The sequence below is a fragment of the Pseudaminobacter soli (ex Zhang et al. 2022) genome (genome assembly GCF_014595955.1).
Lineage (GTDB): Bacteria > Pseudomonadota > Alphaproteobacteria > Rhizobiales > Rhizobiaceae > Kumtagia > Kumtagia pseudosoli.
The window spans coordinates 229,272-249,412 of the sequence record NZ_JABVCF010000005.1; the positions used below are offsets into that span (position 1 = coordinate 229,272).

The following is a 20,141-nucleotide window of genomic DNA, read 5'->3' on the forward strand; positions in this document are numbered from 1 at the left end:
CGTTGTTTTGGCGACAGAGAGAGGAGCAAACACCCTATGACAGTTGATGTGAACCGACGAGCAGTCCTCGGAGCCGCTGCGCTGGCTAGTGCCTCGTTGGCGCTTCCCCAGATCATGGTTCGAGCCGCGAGTGCGGCCGTGCCGATTGCCGATGCCCAGAATTCCGGATTCAACCGCTTCAAGTTTGGCGAATTTCAGGTCACGACGATTCTCGACGGTTTGCGACCAGGGGACGGTCCGCACCCGATCTTCGGCCAGAACCAGTCCGCCGAAGCGGTTGCGGAACTCATGGAGGCGAACCTGCTGCCCACGAACAAGTTCGTGAACAGCTTCACGCCCATCCTCGTCAACACCGGTTCAGAACTGATTCTTTTCGATACGGGGCTCGGCGCTGGCGCGCGCGAGAACGGCATGGGCCAACTCGCCAGCCGAATGGCGGCTTCGGGCTACAAGCCGGAAGATGTGACGGTCGTCGTCATCTCGCACATGCATGGCGACCACATTGGCGGGCTGATGGAAAACGGCGCGCCGGCCTTCGCCAATGCCCGCTACGTCATGGGCCAGGCCGAATATGACTTCTGGACGGCGCCCGAGCGCATGTCCGGACCCACCGTGGGCGGCGCCAAGGCAGTGGCCGCCAACGTCAAGCCCCTGGCAGAGAAGACGACATTCGTCGGCGACGGCGGCGAGGTCGTGTCCGGCCTAGGAGCGATGCTGGCTGCAGGCCACACTCCGGGCCATCTGATCTTCACGGTCGAGTCGGGCGGCAAGACCCTGGTTCTCACTGCCGACACCGCCAACCACTACGTCGCCTCGCTGCAGCGTCCGGACTGGCATGTGCAGTTCGACGCCGACAAGGACATGGCCGCCGCGACCCGCCGGAAGGTGTTTGACATGATCGCGACCGACCGGCTCCCCTTCATCGGCTATCACATGCCGTTCCCGGCGGTCGGCTATGTAGAGAAGCTGGAGACCGGCTACCGCTACGTGCCGGAGACATATCAGCTCGATCTATAGGCAGTCGGGCCGGGATGTGTCCTGGACACACGACCCAGGAATTGCGCGGGGTCATCCGGCCGACCAGATCGCGACCGGGATGCCTTGGCGCAGAGAATTGGCGACCGTGCAGATTTCCTTTGCACGGTCGATCACCTTCTGATGATCGGCGCCGTCCAGAGCCTCGCATGAAACGGTCATCGCTGCCGAGGTAGCGATCAGCGGGCTGCCCTCGAGTGCGACGGAGACGCTGACGGCAATTTTCCCAAGGCCGATGCCCAACTCGGCCGCGGCATAGCGGAGGTCGTTGCAGAAGCAGCCGCCGATAGCGAATGCCAGCAGTTGTGCGCCGTTAAAGCCCAGTCCCATGCCGCCGGCCCTTCCTTCAGGCCGGTCCACGATGATCGTGTGTGCGCCGGCCCAGCCCATCGCTGCCTGCGTGCCTTCCACGTTTCGCAGTTCGACGATCGTCGACACCATGGCTTTGCAATTCCCGTATGGGCCGTGCGTACAGTTGCCCACAACGGATAGTTGCGCAAGAGCGGCTTTGCAAAGCCGGAGGAGACGTGGTACGAGCCAGCGCCAATCCTTAACGACCAACGCGCGTCGACGCCGGCCAGTGTGCCAGCGCCTGTTCCGCTTTCCCAAGGTGAGGCAATGGCCCAGATCATCGAAACCGCAACTGGCGCGCTAGCGCTCACCTTCGACGATGTCCTGCTGCAGCCGGGGCACTCGGAAGTGCTGCCGGGCGAGGTGGACGTTCGCACCCGCATCGCCGGCGACATCGACCTCAACATCCCGATCCTTTCGGCCGCCATGGATACGGTGACCGAGGCACGACTGGCGATTGCCATGGCGCAGGCCGGCGGAATCGGCGTCATCCACCGCAATTTTTCTCCCGCCGAGCAGGCCGAGCAGGTGCGGCAGGTGAAGAAGTTCGAGTCCGGCATGGTGGTGAACCCCGTCACCATCGGCCCCGACGCGACGCTTGCCGAGGCGCAGGCGCTGATGCGCGCGCACGGCATTTCCGGCATTCCGGTGGTCGAGAACGGTGGCACGGGCGGCCACCAGATCGGCCGGCTGGTCGGTATTCTCACCAACCGCGACGTGCGCTTCGCCACCGATCCCAACCAGAAGGTCTACGAACTGATGACCAGGGAGAATCTGGTCACCGTGCGGGAGAATGTAGACCAGCAGGAGGCAAAGCGCCTTCTTCACCAGCACCGGATCGAGAAGCTCCTCGTGGTCGATCCGGCGGGCAATTGCGTCGGCCTGATCACGGTCAAGGACATCGAGAAATCGCAGCTGAATCCCAATGCGACGAAGGACGCGCAGGGACGCCTGCGCGCCGCCGCAGCGACTAGCGTCGGCAGTGACGGGTTCGAGCGCGCCGAGCGGCTGATTGATGCCGGCGTCGACCTGCTGGTCATAGACACCGCGCATGGCCATTCCCAGCGCGTGCTGGATGCCGTGACCCGCGCCAAGAAGCTTTCCAACTCGGTCCGGATCATGGCCGGCAATGTCGCCACCGCGGATGGCACCCAGGCGCTGATCGATGCCGGCGCGGATGCGGTGAAGGTCGGCATCGGCCCTGGCTCGATCTGCACGACCCGCATCGTCGCCGGTGTCGGCGTGCCGCAGCTTTCCGCCATCATGTCAGCGGTCGAGACGGCGCAGAAATCGAACGTATCTGTCATCGCCGACGGCGGCATCAAATTTTCGGGCGATCTGGCGAAGGCGCTCGCCGCCGGGGCGAGTGCGGCGATGATCGGCTCGCTGCTGGCAGGCACCGACGAAAGCCCCGGCGAGGTCTATCTGCACCAGGGCCGCTCCTACAAAGCCTATCGCGGCATGGGTTCGGTGGGCGCGATGGCGCGCGGCTCGGCTGACCGTTATTTCCAGGCGGAGGTGCGCGACAGCCTGAAGCTCGTGCCGGAAGGTATCGAGGGGCAGGTGCCCTACAAGGGCCCGGTCTCGGGCGTTCTCCACCAACTGGCCGGCGGCCTGCGTGCAGCGATGGGCTATGTCGGCTCGGGCACGCTCGCCGATTTCCGCGAGCGCGCCACCTTCGTGCGCATCTCCAACGCCGGTCTGCGTGAGAGCCACGCGCACAACGTGACCATTACGCGGGAAAGCCCGAACTATCCGGGAGGCGTATAGGCGCTGCTACTTGATCGGTGGCTAGCGTCGCGAAGAACGCGACGCTAGCCCAGTTCGAAAACGGCGATCTTCCGCCGATCGAACTTGAGCGCGATCTCGCCGCGGACCAGCTTCGCGGCCAGTTCGCCGAACACCGCACGGCGCCAGCCGTGCATGGCCGGCACGTCGGCTTCCTCGCCCTCGGCGGCGATGCGGTCGAGGTCCTCGCTGGAGGCCAGCACCTTGGCGGCAACGCCTTCCTTCTCGGCCACCTGCCGCAGCAGGACCTTGAGCAGTTCGGCCGCCGCGCTCGATCCTTCGGGAGCCTGCACGGCCTTCGGCAGGCGCGGTAGCTCCTCCTTCGGGATATCCAGCGCCTCATTCACGACCTCGAGCAGGGCGGTCGCCGTGGCCGACCGTTCCCAACCCTTCGGGATGGTGCGCAGGCGCGCGAGGGTAGCGGAGTCGCGCGGCTGCTGCTGGGCGATCTCGTAGATCGCATCGTCCTTGATGATGCGCCCGCGCGGCACGTTCTTCTCGCGCGCCTCGAGCTCTCGCCAAGTGGCTACGGCCTGCAACACCGCCAGTTCCTGCGGCTTCCGCACCCGCATCTTCAGGCGCTTCCATGCGTCCTCGGGAGCAGGGTCGTAGGTCTCAGGCGAGGTTAGGATGTCCATCTCCTCCTTGAGCCAGTGCCTGCGCTTCTCGCGTTCGAGTTCGTCGGCGAGCCGCTTGTAGACGTCGATGAGGTGCGTGACGTCGGCGAGCGCGTAGGTCAGTTGTTTCTCCGACAGGGGCCGGTGGCGCCAGTCGGTGAAGCGGGACGACTTGTCGATATGGGCTCCGGTGATCTTCTGGACCAACTGGTCATAGGAGACGCTGTCGCCGAAGCCGCAGACCATGGCGGCGACCTGCGTGTCGAACACCGGATGCGGGATAAGGCCACCCAGGTGGTGGATGATCTCGATGTCCTGGCGCGCCGCGTGAAAAACCTTGGTGACGTTCTCATTCGCCATCAGGCCGAAGAACGGCGCGAGGTCGAGTCCGGCCGCCAGTGGGTCGACCAGCGCGGTCACGCCAGGCGCGGCCATCTGGATCAGGCAGAGCTCGGGCCAGAACGTCGTCTCGCGGATGAACTCGGTGTCCACCGTTACGAAGTCCGACTGTTCCAGGACGGATACTGCGGATGCAAGCTCAGTTGTTGTCGTAATGACGCGCATTAAAATGTCTTTGGGTCAGCATTCGCCGGCTTGATTCCAGCCGACGCACGGTTCGTCAAGCGTTGAGGCCTCGCATCGGCCTATTTGCCGCCCTTCCTGCGATCGCCGTTAGCGGTCTGACGCGCCAACCGCGCGAACATGGTCGAGGTTCGCAGGAGCGCGATGAAGCGGCTTCGGCTTTCCGTCGGCACGGGCGAGCGGGCCTGAACGCGGTAGAGAATGATCGCCACAAAGGCCGCATAGATCGCCGCGATGAAGGCGAAGAGCGCGCCTGGGCCGTACCGTTCGATGGCGAAGGCGGCGAGGAATGGTCCGCCGATCGCGCCGAACGAGTAGAAGAGCATCAGCGCGACATTGACGAGGACGAATTCGTCGGGACCGGCGCGATCGTTCGCATGGGCCGCCGAAAGCGAGTAGAGCGGCATCGCGAAGGAGCCGAAGACGAACACCAGCGCGAAATTGACGAGAGCATCGCTGCCGGCCAGGAAGGCGAGGGCAAGCGCGGTCGCCATGGCGCCGATCGTGGTGATCAGGAGCACCATGCGGCGGTCCCAGCGATCGGAAAGATAGCCAAGCGGGTACTGGATGATCGCGCCGCCGACGATGCCGACGCTGACGAAGGTGACCACGTCCGCAACCGACATTCCGATCTCCTCGGCATAGACCGGAGAAAGCGTGCGGAACGAGCTGTTGGTGAGCCCGACCGCGATGCAGCCGATGCAGCCCAGCGGGGAAATGCGGAACACCCGCGCGAGGTCGAGCTTCACGTCCTCAGGTGCCTTCGGGTTCGAGCGATCACCGAGCGAGACCGGCACGAGCGACAACGTGATCATGATCGACATGATCGCGAAGATCGTGAAGCCGCCCGCTCCGAAGACGGGGATCAGGAACTGGGCGCCGGTGACCGAGGCGATGTCGACGACACGGTAGATCGCCAGGACGCGTGCGCGGTGCTCGTTTGGAGCGCCCGAGTTCAGCCAAGCCTCCATGATCGTGAACAGGCCGGCGAAGCAAAAGCCGGTCAGGAAGCGGATAACAGACCAGACGACCGGATCGATCATGAGGACCAGGATCAGCGTTCCCGCCGAGGCCATTGCAGCGAGGGCGGCGAAGGACCGGACATAGCCGACCGACTTGATGATGCGGCTGATCACGAGGCAACTGAGCAGGAAGCCGCCGAAATAGGACGTGCCAATGAAACCGATTACGGCTGGAGAGAAACCTTCCTGAGCACCGCGAAGCGCGATCAGTGTGCCTTGCAGGCCGTTGCCGCCGAGCAGGATGCCCGCAGCGATGAGAAGGGGAATGAGCGGACGGATTGCGGACATGTCAAATCGGGCAGGCACTCTTTGCTTCTTTTGACCATGCCCAGACGGCAAAGCCAGCGACAAATCCGACACGCATTGGGCCACAATGGGCATTGCCTTGACATTGCGCACCTCTCATGCGCTTTTCCGCGCGAATTTCGGGCCGGTGCTCGCCTCGCCCGAGCGGATGGATTTTTCGTCGGAACAAGCCATGCATCGCTATCGCAGCCATACCTGCGCACAATTGAGAAGATCGGAAGTCGGAAAGGTGGTGCGCCTGTCCGGCTGGGTGAATCGTGTGCGAGATCACGGCGGCCTGCTGTTCATCGACCTGCGCGATCATTACGGCATTACTCAGATCGTAGCGGATCCCGACTCGCCGGCCTTCCAGGCGGCCGAAACGGTGCGCGGCGAATGGGTGATCCGTGTCGACGGCGAGGTGAAGGCGCGGACGGCCGAGACCATCAACCCGCATCTGCCGACCGGCGAGATCGAGGTGTTCGCGCGCGAGATCGAGGTGCTGTCGGCGGCAAAGGAGCTGCCGCTGCCGGTCTTCGGCGAGCCGGACTATCCCGAGGACATTCGCCTCAAATACCGCTTCCTCGACCTGCGCCGCGAAACGCTGCACAGGAACATCGTTCAGCGCACCAAGATCATCGCCGAGATGCGCAGACGGATGGACGAAGTGGGCTTCACCGAGTTCTCGACGCCGATCCTCACCGCCTCTTCGCCGGAAGGCGCGCGCGATTTCCTGGTGCCGAGCCGCATCCATCCCGGCACCTTCTACGCGCTGCCGCAGGCGCCGCAGCAATACAAGCAGTTGATCATGGTCTCGGGCTTCGATCGCTATTTCCAGATCGCGCCCTGTTTCCGCGACGAGGATCCACGCGCCGACAGGCTGCCGGGCGAGTTCTATCAGCTCGACTTGGAGATGAGCTTCGTCGAGCAGGAGGACGTGCTTTCCACGATGGAGCCGGTGCTGCGCGGGGTGTTCGAAACCTTCGCCGAGGGCAAGCCGGTCACGCAGGAGTTTCCGCGTATTCCCTATGATGTGGCGCTGCGGAAGTACGGCACAGACAAGCCGGACCTTCGCAACCCGATCGAGATGCAGGAGGTGTCAGAGCATTTCCGCGGCTCGGGCTTCAAGGTGTTCGCCGGCATCCTCGCCAACGATCCGAAGGCCGAGGTGTGGGCGATCCCCGCGAAGACCGGTGGAAGCCGTGCCTTCTGCGACCGGATGAATTCCTGGGCGCAGGGCGAGGGCCAGCCTGGCCTCGGCTACATCTTCTGGCGCAAGGAAGGCGACAAGCTCGAGGGCGCCGGCCCGATCGCCAAGAACATCGGCGAGGAGCGCACCGAGGCGATTCGCCAGCAACTCGGTCTCGAGGAAGGCGACGCCGCGTTCTTCGTGGCGGGCGATCCGCTGAAGTTCTACAAGTTCGCCGGTGATGCGCGCACCCGCGCAGGCGAGGAGCTCAACCTCGTCGACCGCGACCGTTTCGCGCTGTGCTGGATCGTCGATTTCCCGTTCTTCGAATGGAACGAGGACGAGAAGAAGATCGACTTCGCCCACAATCCGTTCTCCATGCCGCAGGGCGGCATCGATGCGCTCGAGGGGAAGGAGCCGCTGTCGATCAAGGCATTCCAGTACGACATGGTCTGCAACGGCTTCGAGATCGCGTCGGGCGGCATCCGCAACCATCTGCCGGAGACCATGGTGAAGGCATTCGAGATGGTCGGGCTGAACCGCGAGACCGTCGAGGAGCGCTTCGGCGGCCTTTATCGTGCGTTCCAGTACGGCGCACCGCCGCATGGCGGCATGGCGGCGGGCATCGATCGTATCGTGATGCTGCTCGTCGGCGCCAGGAACCTGCGCGAGGTTACCATGTTCCCGATGAACCAGCAGGCGGTCGATCTTCTCATGAACGCCCCGGCGCCGGCCACGCCGACGCAGTTGCGCGAGCTTAATCTCAGGGTGGTGCAGCCGGCCAAATAGCCGGACGGCGGCCTCACCAGGGGCGGAGGACCAACGCACCGCGCGGGATGGAGTTTTCGTATGACGCCGAACTCCCTTGAGCGAACGGCCGAAGGTCCGCGCATCCTCGTCACCGGCTTCGAGCCTTTCCCGGGAGCGCCGGTCAATCCGACACAGGCGCTTGTGAAGCGGTTGCGCGACAGGCCTCCAACCCTGCTTCTGGCTGGAGCTTTCCGTGCCGAGCTACTCCCGGTCGACTATCAGGCCGTGGGGCCGCGCCTTTCGGAAATCGGCAGGAGCTTTCGACCCGACATCGCCATCCATTTCGGCCTGGCGGCGGATTGCCGCGGCTTTAGGCTGGAGCGCGTGGGTCGAAACGCCTTCCTCGACGCCCGACCCGACAACCGCGGCTTCTCACCCTGTGACGGACCGATCTGCGCCGGCCCTGCCAGTCTTCTGTCGACCTTGCCGCTCAGGGCGATCCACGACGCACTGTCGGCGGAGGGGCTGCCGGTCGGTTGGTCGTCCGACGCCGGCGGCTATCTGTGCGATCTGGTGCTCACGCTCTCGCTTTCCTGTTCTTGCAAGGGTTTTGCTCCCCAGATGAGCGGGTTCGTCCATGTCCCGCTGATTGGTCCAGACCGGGAGATGAGCGAGGCCGATCTGGATAGAGGCGTAAGGATCATCCTGAGTATTGCCGCGCTCGAATGGTCGAAGCTGGCTGGTTCTTCGACACAGACGATGGCTGCGCCCGACTGATAATGAAACAGCCCGGCGCGAGGGCCGGGCTGTCGAAGGATAAGGAAAGTCGGCGTCGTTTCGGCCTACTCGGCCCCGGCCTGGTTGGCCTTGACGGTCACGCCAAGGGACTTGGTCAGATCCATCGGGTCGGACATGCCGGCTGCCATGATTTGCGCGAACGGCACGGGAGTGGACGGACTCGCCGAGATCTCCAGGCTCTGGGGATTGTCGAGGTAGGCGTTCACCGCGCTGGTGATCTGCCCCGACAGCTCCGGATTATTCAACTGAGCGGTCAGGAACGGCATGATCGCCTTCGCCTGGTTCTTGATGTCCTCAGGCTTCATGTTCTGGCTCTTGGCGACGTATTCGATGATCTTGTCGGTCAGCGTATCGTCGTCCCAGCGCAGGCTCGCGGAATGGAAGGTGAGCTGTTGCATCAGCCCTAGCATGGCGAGGCCTTGGGCGGAATCGTCGGCGCCCGCCGGCTGCTCGGCCATTTGCTTCTGCATGTCCTGCATGGCCTTGATAAAGTCCCGGGTATAGCCGCCCAGATCGAAGGTCATGCCGAAGGTGCCGGCGTTGTCGACGCTGAGATCGTACTGGCTCAATCCCATGCGTCCGTCGGCCGGGTTCCAGGAGCCGGTCATCTCGACGGAGCCGGTGAGCGTCTGCAGGCCGAGCGCCTCGATCGCCGCCTTGGCCTGCGGATCCTCGGCCAACGACAGGTCGGCCGTGAACTTCTCGGCCGAGCCGCTGAATTCCATCGGCTGTCCGTCCTCCGGCGTGGGAATTTCGACCGTGAGGTTTTCGAGCGAAAAGACTTGTCTGTCGGCCATGCTGACCTTGAGCGACGCGAGTTCGAGGCCTTCGTAGAACATCAGGTCGGCGACCGGGTCGGACTGGCCTTCCGCCGGCAGGTTGACGCCGGACAAGACGAGTGGGCTGACCTCGATCTTTGCGCCGTCCTCGGTGGTGGAATAGGCCTCTGTGGTGATCGTCTCGACCCTATAGGTGCCGTCCTGCTCGCTCACGCCTTCGAACGAGACCTTCCCGAGTTCCACCGGAGTGGTTTCTCCGGTCGCCTTGAACTTGACGCCCTCGAGGGTGAAGGCTTCGCCACCGCCCTCGATTCCTGACCAACTGATCTCCATTGCCTGCTTCGACAGGAACTGCTTCATCCGCTCGGCGACGGCGGCCGCGTCCTGCGCCTGAGCAGCGACAAGGGTGCCGGCCAGAATGGATGCAGAAAGGGCGAGCCTAGTAATAAGGCGACGATATACAGTCATTGGTGTTCCCTGAGAATTTGTCCCGTCGGACCCTGCTTCGCTTAAGCTAGACTTTGGCGTTGAAGAACTGGTCCGGATGAAGCCCCTGCGGCACATTGCCTAGATTTCGGCGGAAAACGCAAGATCAGGCGCAAAGCCCGGTGAATCCCGGCTTGCCGGTCTTGCCGCGAGCGGCTTGGCTGGGTTAACGCAAGCTCATGGGCAAGGAACTGACGCCACCCGGAGCGGGCGGCGATTCGATTGAACCGGTCGACCTGAAGAAGGCGCTCGAGGAGCGCTATCTCGCCTATGCGCTGTCGACGATCATGCATCGCGCCCTGCCCGACGTGCGCGACGGGCTGAAGCCTGTCCACCGGCGCATCATGCATGCCATGCGGCTCTTGCGGCTCAACCCCGACCAGGGCTTCGCCAAATGCGCTCGCATCGTCGGCGAGGTGATGGGCAAGTTCCACCCGCATGGCGACCAGTCGATCTACGATGCGCTGGTCCGCCTCGCCCAGGATTTCGCCGTCCGCTATCCGCTCGTCGACGGGCAGGGCAACTTCGGCAATATCGACGGCGATAACCCCGCGGCCATGCGCTACACCGAAGCGCGCATGACCGAGGTGGCGACTGCGCTGCTGGAGGGCATCACCGAGGACGCCGTCGATTTCCGCCCGACCTACAATGAGGAGGACGAAGAGCCGATCGTCCTGCCGGGCGCCTTTCCGAACCTGCTCGCCAACGGCTCATCGGGCATTGCCGTCGGCATGGCGACCTCGATCCCGCCGCACAATGCCGCCGAGCTCTGCGACGCCGCCCTGCACCTGATCGAAAAGCCGCAGGCAAGCGTTTCCGACCTGCTCCACTTCGTGCAGGGCCCCGACTTTCCAACCGGCGGCATCATCGTCGACAGCCGCGACGCCATCCTCGAGGCCTACGAGACCGGCCGCGGCGGGTTCCGGCTGCGCGCGCGCTATTTCGTCGAGGACCAGGGCCGCGGTACGTGGCAGATCGTCGTCACCGAAATCCCGTACCAGGTTCAGAAGTCGAAGCTGGTCGAGAAGATCGCGGAGCTGCTGATCGCGCGCAAGCTGCCCCTGCTCGAAGATGTCCGCGACGAGAGCGCCGAGGACATCCGGCTGGTGCTGGTGCCGAAGAGCCGCACCGTCGACCCCGGGCTGCTGATGGAGTCGGTCTTCAAGCTGACTGACCTCGAAGTGCGCTTCCCGCTCAACATGAACGTGCTGTCGCGCGGCAAGGTGCCCAACGTCCTGTCGCTCAAGCAGGTGCTGCAGGAATGGCTGGAACACCGCAAGGAAGTGCTGATCCGCCGTTCCCGGCACCGGCTCGGCGAGATCGAGAAGCGCCTGGAAGTCCTGTCCGGCTATCTGATCGCCTATCTCAACATCGACGAGGTGATCCGCATCATCCGCGAGGAGGATGAGCCGAAGCAGGTGATGATGGCCCGCTGGTCGCTCACCGACACGCAGGCCGAGGCGATCCTCAACATGCGGCTGCGCGCCCTGCGCAAGCTCGAAGAGTTCGAGATCAAGAAGGAATTCGACGCACTCAGCGCCGAGAAGGCCGGCATCGAGGCCCTGCTCGCCTCGGAAGCCAAGCAGTGGCAGACCGTCGGTTGGCAGATCCAGAAGGCGAGGCGGGACTTCGGGCCGGAGCAGAACCCCGAACTCGGCAAGCGCCGCACGAGCTTCGCCGAGGCGCCCGAGCACGACGACACCGACATCTATCACGCGATGATCGAGAAGGAGCCGATCACCGTCGTCGTCTCGAACAAGGGCTGGCTGCGCGCCCTGAAGGGGCATCTCAGCGACCTGTCCATGCTGACCTTCAAGGAAGGCGACGGCCTGAAGATCGCTTTCCCGGCGCAGACGACCGACAAGATCCTGTTCTTCACCACCGGCGGAAAGTTCTACACGGTCGCCGCCGACCGGCTGCCGGGCGGGCGCGGTCATGGCGAGCCCATACGCATCATAGTCGACATGGAGAACGACCAGGACATCGTGACCGCCTTCGTGCACGATGGCTCGCGCAAGCTGCTGCTCGTCTCCCGCGACGGCAACGGCTTTGTTGTGCCGGAGGCGGAGGTGGTCGCCAACACCCGCAAGGGCAAGCAGGTGATGAACGTGAAGACGCCGGACGAGTCGAGGCGCTGCGTGCCGGTCTCAGGTGACCACGTCGCCATCGTCGGCGAGAACCGCAAGATGCTGGTCTTCCCGCTCGCCCAGGTCCCGGAACTGACGCGCGGTAAGGGCGTCCGCTTGCAGCGCTACAAGGACGGCGGCACGCTCGACGTGAAGTTGTTTGCGATCGGGCAGGGCCTGACCTGGCAGGATTCCTCGGGCCGCACCTTCACCCGCAGCAAGGAAGAGCTTGTCGAGTGGATGGGTGATCGCGCTGCTGCGGGACGAATGGTTCCAAAGGGTTTCCCGCGCTCTGGAAAGTTCTCGTAGCTCTTCTGGCTGTTCTATCGAGTGAGGCGGGTGCGTAGGCTCCGATCCGCCTTGACCGGGCATGATCCTGGCCCGGGGCTCGCCCCTTGCGATACGTGCAATAAATTCATGGAGGCGCATTATTTCTGCGCTATAGGAGACTAGGGCGCCTTCTTTCGGCGCCTCGACCCAGGAGACCCGTGCGCTTGACCAGGCACGAACCACGCAAAGTTCCCACGGAACCGCGGCTGATGGGACCGGCGATGCCCAGCCGGGTCTCGGTCGTACCGCCGCTCTCCGCGGCGCGATGGCTGCTTCTCCTGATCATCGCCGCGGGCATCTACTTCTTCCATGGCTTCCTCGTCCCCGTGCTCGCCGCCCTGGTCATCGCCTTCGCCAGTTGGCCACTCTACAGAAGGGTCGTCGCGGCGGTGGACGGCAACCGCACTGTGGCGGCCGGCATCGCGATCCTTGCAATCCTTGCCTTCCTGATCATCCCGATCGTGATCGCCGCCACTTATGCCGTGGACGAGATCCACACTTGGTCGATGTGGGCATTCGAAGCCAACAGGACCGGCGCGCCGACACCCCACTGGATCGCGACCCTGCCGTTTATCGGCAGCTGGCTGGACCAGCGTTGGGAACAGTATGTTGGCAGCCCGGGGGCGCTCGGCGAACTCATCCGCATCGTCAGCGGCGCCAATATCGGCAACATCTATCGCGCCGTCCTGCAGATCGGAGGCAGCGCCTTCAGCCTTCTGCTGGCGCTATTGTTCATGGTCATCGCGCTCTTCTTCACCTATCGGGACGGCGAGCGCTTCGCCGCGCAGGTGGACCGCGTCGGCGAGCGAATCCTGCCCATGCGTTGGGAGCGCATTTCGCGCGTGGTGCCGGCCACCATAAGCTCGACGGTTACCGGCATGACCCTGATCGCGATCGGCGAGGGCGTGGTGCTCGGCATCGCCTACTGGATCGCCGGGGTGCCTTCTCCCGTCACCCTTGGCGTGCTCACCGGCGTCATGGCGCTCATCCCCGGCGGTGCGCCGCTCTCCTTCACGCTGGTCTCGATCTATCTCATTTCCAGCGGCTCGCCGGTCGCCGGGGTTGCGCTATTCGCCTGGGGCTCGATCGAACTGTTCATCGTAGACAAGACGCTGCGGCCGAAGCTGGTCGGCGGGCCGATCAAGCTGCCCTTCCTGCCGACCTTCTTCGGGCTGATCGGCGGCGTGAAGACGATGGGCTTCCTCGGTCTCTTCATCGGGCCGGTGCTGATGGCGCTGCTCGTCGCGATCTGGCGGGAGTGGCTGCGCGAAATCGAGTTGACGGACGGGGCGGTGAAGGTCGAGATAGGAGCGCCAGGAATCCCGCCGGTGATCAACGGCCATGAAGGCGTGCCAGCGCCCGAGAAACAGGCTGGCTGATTTCTGCCAACCCGCCGGAACCGATCTAGCGCCGGGACCATCCAAACCGCATCTCTCGACCTCGCGTCTCGACGCAACCTCTGCCCGGGGACGAACGTTGAACATGATTGCAGCAGCGCGTCGGGAGGAGCGCTGATCCGTATTCATCGCAACGCTGGCGGCAGCCGCGGCGCAGATCGAGGCGGGCCGGCAGTAGGGAGGTACTGATGGCCGCGCAACTCACAGCCGAGCAGCCTAAACCGCGGAACCGCTACAAGGACGCGAAGCGCAATCCCGACTGGACGATCGACCAGGACTGGCAATCCTACTCCGCCGACGAGCATGAGCGCTGGGACCGCCTCTTTTCCAAGACGCTCAAGGTCCTGCAGGGCCGCGCCTGCTCGGAATACCTCCAGGCGGTCAAGGCGCTCCAGTTCTCCGAGCGGGGCATTCCGAACATGGAGCGGCTCAGCGATCGGCTGGAGAATATCACCGGCTGGCGGATAGTGCCGGTCACCGACCTCGTGCCGGACGACATCTTCTTCGACCATCTGGCGAACCGGCGCTTCCCGGCTGGCGCCTTCATCCGCTCCGAGCAGGAGATGGAATATCTGGAGGAGCCGGACATCTTCCATGACATATTCGGCCACGTGCCGATGCTCGCGAACCCGCTCTATGCCGACTTCATCCAGGCCTATGGCAAGGGCGGGCAGCGCGCGCTGGCGCTCGGGCGCCTTCCCAACCTGGCGCGCCTCTACTGGTACACGGTGGAATTCGGACTGGTGAAGGAAGACGGCGATCTGCGCATCTTCGGCGCCGGTATCATGTCGTCCACCGCCGAAAGCGTATTCGCCCTGGACGATCCGTCTCCGCACCGGGTGGTGTTCGACCTCGAGCGGGTCATGCGCACCAGCTACATTATCGACGATTTCCAGAAGATCTACTTCGTCCTCGACAGCTTCGAACAGCTGCAGCGGGAATGCTACGTGGACTTCGGGCCGCTATACGAACGTCTGGCGACGGCCTCCACGATCGAGCCGCACGAACTGATCGAAGGCGACGGGGTGCTGCATAGGGGCACGATGGCCTATTTCCGCAACAAGAAGCCCAAGGAGGCCGCCAATGCCTGAACGTGTCATTCTGATCACCGGCGCGACCGGCAATCTCGGTCGCGCGACGGCGCGCGCTTTCGAGGCGGAAGGCGCGCGTCTCATCCTGGTAGGCTCGAAACCCGAAAGCCTCGCGCGGGCCTTTCCCAACCTCGACCAGCGCCACCTTCCTCTGGCGGTGGACCTCACCGATGCCGAAGCCACGGGCCGCGCGATCACGGAGGCCGAGCGCCAGTGCGGCCGCATCGATGCCGTCTGTGCTGTCGCCGGCGGCTTCGATATGGGCGAGGCGGTATATGAGATCACCCCCGCGGCATGGGACAAGATGATGAAGATGAATGTCTGGACCATGCTCAACACGGTTCACGCCGTGGTCCCCGGCATGATCGAGCGCAAGGCCGGAAAGATCGTCACGGTCGGCTCCAGCGCCGCTCTCAAGGGCGGCGCGCGGATGGGCGCCTACGTCTCATCGAAGAGCACGGTGATGCGGCTCACCGAGTCCATGTCGGCCGAGCTGCGGGGAAAAGGCGTCAACGTGAACTGCGTGCTGCCCAGCACCATCGACACGCCGGAAAACCGCGCTGCCATGCCGAAGGCGGACACGGAAAAATGGGTGAAGCCGGAGGATCTTGCGGCGGTGATCGCCTTCCTCTGTTCCGACGGGGCTGGAGCCATGCACGGCGCCCTGGTGCCGGTGACTGGATTGGTGTGAGCGCGCCTTTCCCTCCGCTGAGGGGAGGGTATCCGCGAAGCGGCCGGGAGGGGGCACTGGAGACCGTGCGAGGCGTCCTCTCCTCCCTTGAGGGGGAGATGGCCGCGAAGGGCCAGAGGGGGTCCTGTCATGAGGCACCGCCAACAGAGCGCCGGCGCTTGCCGCCGAGTACCCCTCCCGCCTCCCTTCGCTCGGCACCCTCTCCTCAAGGAGGAGGGCACCCAGCGTTCCTCACGCCGCCTGTACGATCCTGCGACTGCGACCATTCGTGAGCTGCCAAAGCGAATGGCAGACGAGCGCCGTGATCAGGATCGACCCGCCGATCAGGCTGTTGCGGCTGGGCGCCTCGGTAAAGATCAGCCACACCCAGATCGGCGCGAGCACCGTTTCGAGGAGGTAGAACATGGCGACCTCCGGGCCGGAGATGTATTTCGGGCCGTTCGCCAGGCAGAAGAAGGCGATCGGCATCATCACCGCGCCGTCAAGGATGATCCACCAAGGCTCGGCGACGGAATAGCCGATGCTGCCCACCATTGGCAGCGTGAGCAGGAACGGAAAGAAGACACCGACCAGGGCGGCGAAGCCCATGTCCTTGCCACTTGAGCGGCTGATCGTGATCGCCGAGGCGATGAGGACGGCGGAGCAGAGAGCCATCAGGTCGCCGTAAAGCGTGCCGCCTCCAAGGGAGTCCTGCACAATCACAAGGACGCCGGCCACCATTGCCGCCATAGCAATTAAGGTCGCTGGAGCTGGCCGCTCGCCCAGGCAGATCCAGGAAAGCAGCGCGGCGAACATGCTGCTCAATGCAATCATGAACACCACATTGGCCGTCGAGGTGGCGAAGACGGCCTGAGTGAAGCTGATTGAGCCCAGCCCGTAGCACATGGCCACGATCAATCCCTTCCATCCCGGGATCAATTTGGGGGCGTTGGGGGTCAGGGCGCGCCAGACCGCCCAGATCACCAGGGCGGCAGCGAAGGTCGTTCCGCTGCGCATCATCAGGATCGACCAGGCATCCCCGTCGGCGAGCCGGATGAGCGGTATGTCGACCGTCAGCGCCAAGCCGCCGAGCCCGGTCAGGAACAGGCCCTTGCGGTAATTCGTATCGGTACTGGACAATTCTCGCCGCGGGCTCCGTCAAAATCCGACGGAGCCTTACGGCCCGGAAACGTCGGTCAGTCTTCCTTGGGATAGCGTTCCCAGCCGCGCGGGCCGAGGTGCTCCTGGGGGGTAAAGCGCACCTTATAGTTCATCTTGCGCGAGCCGTTGACCCAATAGCCGAGATAGACATGGGGCAGGCCCTCGGCCTTGGCGCGCGCGATGTGGTCGAGGATCATGAAGGTGCCGAGCGAGCGGTCGTCCATCTCCGGATTGTAGTAGGAATAGACCATCGACAGGCCGTCGCTCATCTTGTCCGACAAGGCAACCGCGATCAGTTCGCCTTCTCCCCGACCGGTGATGAAGCTGTCGGGCCCACGCCGCCGGTACTCGATGATCTTCGTGTCCACATGCGTGTCCTCGACCATCATGGCATAGTCGAGGACCGTCATCTCGGACATGCCGCCCCGGCGGTGGCGCGCATCGAGATAGGCACGGAAGAGGGAGTATTGTTCGGTCGAGGGCTCGGCATCGTGCATCGCACCGACCAGGTCGGCATTGCGCGCGAGCACGCGTCGCATGTTCTTCGTCGGCTTGAACTCACTGGCGAGGATGCGCACCGAGATGCAGGAGCGGCACGACTCGCAAGCCGGCCGATAGGCGATGTTCTGGGAGCGCCGGAATCCGCCCTGCGTCAAGAGGTCGTTCATCTCCGGCGCCTTGTCGCCGACGAGGTGAGTGAAGACCTTCCGCTCGAACTGCCCTTCGACATAGGGGCAGGGCGAGGGCGCCGTGAGGAAAAACTGCGGCGACTGGGCCGAATGGTGGGTCATCAGGATCCGCGAGAGTCAATCACCCCATATACCTTGTCTGGCGCCGTGGAAATTTCAACAGGATTGTGGGCCAACGCGCTTCGCGGCGGCCCTTGCAAGCTGAAATCCAGGGGAACTGCCCTTTACCGATCGGACCGGACGACCACCGTGCCGAGCAGTAGGTCGTGGAGTGCCCGCTTGCGGTCGGCGAACAGCGTGACCAGGAGGATCAGGGGCGTCAGCAGGACGTTGCCGGCCCAGAACAGCACGGAATGGACGACGGCCAGAATGCCGTCCACCGGCCGGCCGTCGAGGCGCTCCAGGCGGACGCCCATGGCGCGCATGCCGAGCGTCGCCTGATTTCGGCCGCCGAGCGTGTTCCAGACGTAGATCACGGCAACCGCCGGACCGAGGATGCCGAAGAGCTGCCAGCCGATGCCGAAGGTCAACAGTCCGAGCAGGAAGACGAGTATGGCTACAGGCACCATCAGCAGCAGGACGATCATGTAGTCCATGATGAACGCGAACACGCGCCGCGTCCGCACGCCCTGATAGGCGCGCACATCATCTAGCCTGGAGTTCGACACATCGCCGTTTAGAACTCTCTCGTTCATCGACCTTCCTCGTCGGGGGTCGGCTCCAGATCGCCGGCCAGCTTCGAAGATGGTAACGGCGGCGACGGATTCAACGATGCCACTCCAGAATCTTCCAGCTCCCCGCAGCGGCGCCGGCTCTAGGCTGCCGGCCCGGGCGGCCCGAGGAGCTTGCGATTGAAGAGATTGAGAAGGTTGCCGGCGAGGATCAGAACCGTGCCGACCACGGTAAAGAGGTCGACACCCTCCGAATACACGATCCAGCCGAGGAGCGCCGTGGCAGGCACGCGCGCGAAATCCATCGGCGTAACGACCGTGATGTCGGCATGAAGCATCGCACGGGCCATGGAGTAATGGGCGTAGGACCCACCGAAGGCGATCATCACGATGAAGGGGATCAGATCGAGGGACGGCGTGCGCCAGACTAGAATGGCCGGAACGAGTCCGATCAGCGACTGGATCACCAGCATCCAGAAGATGATGGCCACCACCGTGTCGCTGCGGGTCAGAGACTTGGTCAAGGTGAACGATGCCGCAAAGGCTAGAGCTGCCCCGAGCACCACCAGTTGGCCGAAGCTGACGCTGTCGAGGCCTGGGCGCACGATCACCAGGATGCCGACGAGACCGAAGGCGATGGCCGCAGTCTTGCCCGCCGTCATCCGCTCTCCGAGGAACGCCATCGCGAGCAGGGCCGTCCAGATCGGGGTTGTGAACTCGATGGCGATCACCTGCGCCAGCGGGATCATGGTGAGAGCGGCGAGCCACAGGTATTGGCCCGTGTAGTGGGCGATGTTGCGCCCGACCTGCTGGAACGGGCTGCGCGTGGCCATGGCCCGCAAGCCGCCCGCGGCGCGGATGAGCGGGTAAAGCAAGACGAGCCCGATCACCGACCGCAACTCCATGACCTGGAACACGTCGAGTTGTTTCGTCGTCTCCCGCCCAGCCCAGGTCACCAGCATCATACAAAGAAGCGAGCATCCCATCCAGAATGCCGCCTTGAGGTTCGATTGCTTGGCCATGACCGCGCATTTCGCAGCCGAGGGCGCGCTGCGCAACGGCTAAGGAGCGGCGGAAATGGTCCAGATGCCCGGGACCATCGTGGCAGGCCAGCAGAATCCATGGCCGCTCTCTTCGGAGCCGTCTGACGGCGAGGACAATGCAGGGGAGGATGCAGACTTTCCGCTGGGAAAACTGATCGATGTCAATGCCGCAGCGTCAGCGATCCGTAGGGTCCCCGTCTCTCAAGAGCAGAGCTTAGGAAGATGATCAATCCTGTAACTACGGCCGAAGCCATTGTAAGCTTTCTGCAATCCTCCTCCCCGGGCCACGCCCTCTCACTCGCTCGGGCGGTAGATCGGATCCGGAGCATGGATCCGCATTGCACCCTCACTGATCGGCAGCTTGTTGATATCGTCGCCTCCAATGCGCTGGCGATGGGCTTTCCCGCGATCCTCTTTGATCTGGAATGGGTCCAGCCAAGCAAGGCTGAACCAGTGCGAAAGCCAACTCGCCCGGCTAGCGTGGTGCCTCGAGGAGGAAGCGATATCTCGACCGTTGGGCATGCCGCCGCTTCGGCATGCAGCAGGTCGGCCGTACGGCGAACCCACAGGGCGATGATGCTCATAGTTGCGGGGACTGCGAGCGTGCTGGTGGGCTGTCAGACATATGCCGTGCGGCATCCGCAGACGTACGGCATCCAGCGTCACACGCAGCAACCGCCCGCGAATTGCGCGATGACCGGGTCGACCTGCGAATCTCCTCGCTGACAACCCAGTTCTTCGTTTGCTTGCTGGATTTCGACTTCAGCCCCGATCTGGCGCCAGAGCGCGGATGCACGAACGCCCGTCTTGAAATTCCCGAACTCTGCGGATATTTCCCGGCTCGCCGAAAAGATTCAGGCTGGTGTGGTTATTCCAGCCCTCATTTTCTGAGATGAAGTCGCGCCTGATGGCGCGAACCCGCGGCACCAACCTCATGGATGGATGGTGCCCTGTCATGCCGAAATCATTGAAGGCGCATCCATTCCGAACAAGGATCGGATCATGGACAAGCGAACAGTATTGATCTCACAACTCCTCATGACCTTCATGATGGCCGTGTCGATGTCAGGCATCATGTCGTTGCTCTCTCTCGGGCCAACTGCAGCCTGGCTGGATATCTGGCCCAAGCAATTTCTCATAGCCTGGCCGGTGGCTTTCGTTCTGACATTGGTGGCGTGGCCTCTGTCCATGGCACTGACGCGTCGGCTGGTGCGACCAGCCTCCGACGAGCGCAATAACGGCTGAGCAGTCGTCACGGACAACACCTCCCGTGGCCGCTTC

At 63.7% G+C, this 20,141-nt stretch carries 17 protein-coding genes; 9 read left to right on the forward strand and 8 right to left on the reverse strand.

Annotated features, from left to right (window positions below; translation table 11 throughout):
* Nucleotides 1–36: 36 nt before the first annotated feature.
* Entirely contained in the window at nucleotides 37–1,017 is a 981-nt protein-coding gene (locus HUI96_RS11520) for an MBL fold metallo-hydrolase (protein WP_188254797.1), read from the forward strand.
* Nucleotides 1,018–1,068: 51 nt separating this feature from the next.
* On the opposite strand, the gene HUI96_RS11525 is transcribed toward HUI96_RS11520, so the two are convergent.
* Nucleotides 1,069–1,476: an OsmC family protein gene (locus HUI96_RS11525; protein WP_188254798.1), complete on the reverse strand. Its 408-nt coding sequence runs from the start codon at nucleotides 1,474–1,476 to the stop codon at nucleotides 1,069–1,071.
* A 177-nt stretch (nucleotides 1,477–1,653) separates the two neighbouring features.
* On the opposite strand from HUI96_RS11525, the gene guaB reads away from it, so the two are divergent.
* Nucleotides 1,654–3,156 (forward strand): IMP dehydrogenase, encoded by a 1,503-nt coding sequence (gene guaB / locus HUI96_RS11530; RefSeq protein WP_188254799.1) that lies wholly within the window; start codon nucleotides 1,654–1,656, stop codon nucleotides 3,154–3,156.
* A gap of 44 nt (nucleotides 3,157–3,200) precedes the next feature.
* Here guaB and rnd read toward each other — a convergent pair whose 3' ends face one another.
* Nucleotides 3,201–4,355 (reverse strand): ribonuclease D, encoded by a 1,155-nt coding sequence (rnd, locus tag HUI96_RS11535; RefSeq protein WP_188254800.1) that lies wholly within the window; start codon nucleotides 4,353–4,355, stop codon nucleotides 3,201–3,203.
* Between the two features lie 80 nt (nucleotides 4,356–4,435).
* Complete coding sequence (locus HUI96_RS11540; RefSeq protein ID WP_188254801.1) at nucleotides 4,436–5,683, reverse strand: MFS transporter; 1,248 nt, start codon at nucleotides 5,681–5,683, stop codon at nucleotides 4,436–4,438.
* Between the two features lie 190 nt (nucleotides 5,684–5,873).
* Here HUI96_RS11540 and aspS point away from each other — a divergent pair, with 190 nt between their 5' ends.
* Together aspS and HUI96_RS11550 are read left to right on the forward strand one after the other, a co-directional pair.
* Nucleotides 5,874–7,658 carry an aspartate--tRNA ligase gene (gene aspS, locus HUI96_RS11545; protein WP_188254933.1) on the forward strand — a complete coding sequence of 595 codons (1,785 nt, stop codon included), beginning with the start codon at nucleotides 5,874–5,876 and terminating at the stop codon, nucleotides 7,656–7,658.
* Nucleotides 7,659–7,718: 60 nt separating this feature from the next.
* A complete protein-coding gene (locus tag HUI96_RS11550) occupies nucleotides 7,719–8,396 on the forward strand; it encodes a pyroglutamyl-peptidase I (RefSeq protein WP_188254802.1) in 678 nt (225 codons plus the stop codon).
* A gap of 65 nt (nucleotides 8,397–8,461) precedes the next feature.
* On the opposite strand, the gene HUI96_RS11555 is transcribed toward HUI96_RS11550, so the two are convergent.
* Complete coding sequence (locus tag HUI96_RS11555; protein ID WP_188254803.1) at nucleotides 8,462–9,664, reverse strand: hypothetical protein; 1,203 nt, start codon at nucleotides 9,662–9,664, stop codon at nucleotides 8,462–8,464.
* A gap of 197 nt (nucleotides 9,665–9,861) precedes the next feature.
* On the opposite strand from HUI96_RS11555, the gene parC reads away from it, so the two are divergent.
* From parC to HUI96_RS11575, 4 genes are all read left to right on the forward strand, one after another.
* Nucleotides 9,862–12,117: a DNA topoisomerase IV subunit A gene (gene parC, locus HUI96_RS11560; RefSeq protein ID WP_188254804.1), complete on the forward strand. Its 2,256-nt coding sequence runs from the start codon at nucleotides 9,862–9,864 to the stop codon at nucleotides 12,115–12,117.
* Nucleotides 12,118–12,347: 230 nt separating this feature from the next.
* Nucleotides 12,348–13,517 (forward strand): AI-2E family transporter, encoded by a 1,170-nt coding sequence (locus tag HUI96_RS11565; RefSeq protein ID WP_188254934.1) that lies wholly within the window; start codon nucleotides 12,348–12,350, stop codon nucleotides 13,515–13,517.
* A gap of 206 nt (nucleotides 13,518–13,723) precedes the next feature.
* Nucleotides 13,724–14,626 carry a phenylalanine 4-monooxygenase gene (phhA, locus tag HUI96_RS11570; RefSeq protein ID WP_188254805.1) on the forward strand — a complete coding sequence of 301 codons (903 nt, stop codon included), beginning with the start codon at nucleotides 13,724–13,726 and terminating at the stop codon, nucleotides 14,624–14,626.
* Nucleotides 14,619–15,317 carry an SDR family NAD(P)-dependent oxidoreductase gene (locus HUI96_RS11575; protein WP_188254806.1) on the forward strand — a complete coding sequence of 233 codons (699 nt, stop codon included), beginning with the start codon at nucleotides 14,619–14,621 and terminating at the stop codon, nucleotides 15,315–15,317. The genes phhA and HUI96_RS11575 overlap by 8 nt, the downstream gene beginning before the upstream one ends.
* A gap of 231 nt (nucleotides 15,318–15,548) precedes the next feature.
* Here the strand turns inward: HUI96_RS11575 and HUI96_RS11580 are convergent, their stop codons facing one another.
* The 4 genes from HUI96_RS11580 to HUI96_RS11595 all read right to left on the reverse strand — a co-directional run bounded on the left by HUI96_RS11580 (nucleotide 15,549) and on the right by HUI96_RS11595 (nucleotide 18,839).
* On the reverse strand, nucleotides 15,549–16,436 hold the full coding sequence (locus HUI96_RS11580; RefSeq protein ID WP_188254807.1) for a DMT family transporter: 888 nt from the start codon (nucleotides 16,434–16,436) through the stop codon (nucleotides 15,549–15,551).
* Between the two features lie 56 nt (nucleotides 16,437–16,492).
* Nucleotides 16,493–17,248, reverse strand: a complete 756-nt coding sequence (locus tag HUI96_RS11585; RefSeq protein WP_188254808.1) for an arginyltransferase — start codon at nucleotides 17,246–17,248, stop codon at nucleotides 16,493–16,495.
* Nucleotides 17,249–17,370: 122 nt separating this feature from the next.
* Nucleotides 17,371–17,841 (reverse strand): RDD family protein, encoded by a 471-nt coding sequence (locus HUI96_RS11590; RefSeq protein WP_188254809.1) that lies wholly within the window; start codon nucleotides 17,839–17,841, stop codon nucleotides 17,371–17,373.
* Between the two features lie 119 nt (nucleotides 17,842–17,960).
* Nucleotides 17,961–18,839 (reverse strand): DMT family transporter, encoded by an 879-nt coding sequence (locus HUI96_RS11595; protein ID WP_188254810.1) that lies wholly within the window; start codon nucleotides 18,837–18,839, stop codon nucleotides 17,961–17,963.
* Nucleotides 18,840–19,862: 1,023 nt separating this feature from the next.
* Here HUI96_RS11595 and HUI96_RS11600 point away from each other — a divergent pair.
* Nucleotides 19,863–20,105: a DUF2798 domain-containing protein gene (locus HUI96_RS11600; RefSeq protein ID WP_188254811.1), complete on the forward strand. Its 243-nt coding sequence runs from the start codon at nucleotides 19,863–19,865 to the stop codon at nucleotides 20,103–20,105.
* Nucleotides 20,106–20,141: the final 36 nt, after the last annotated feature.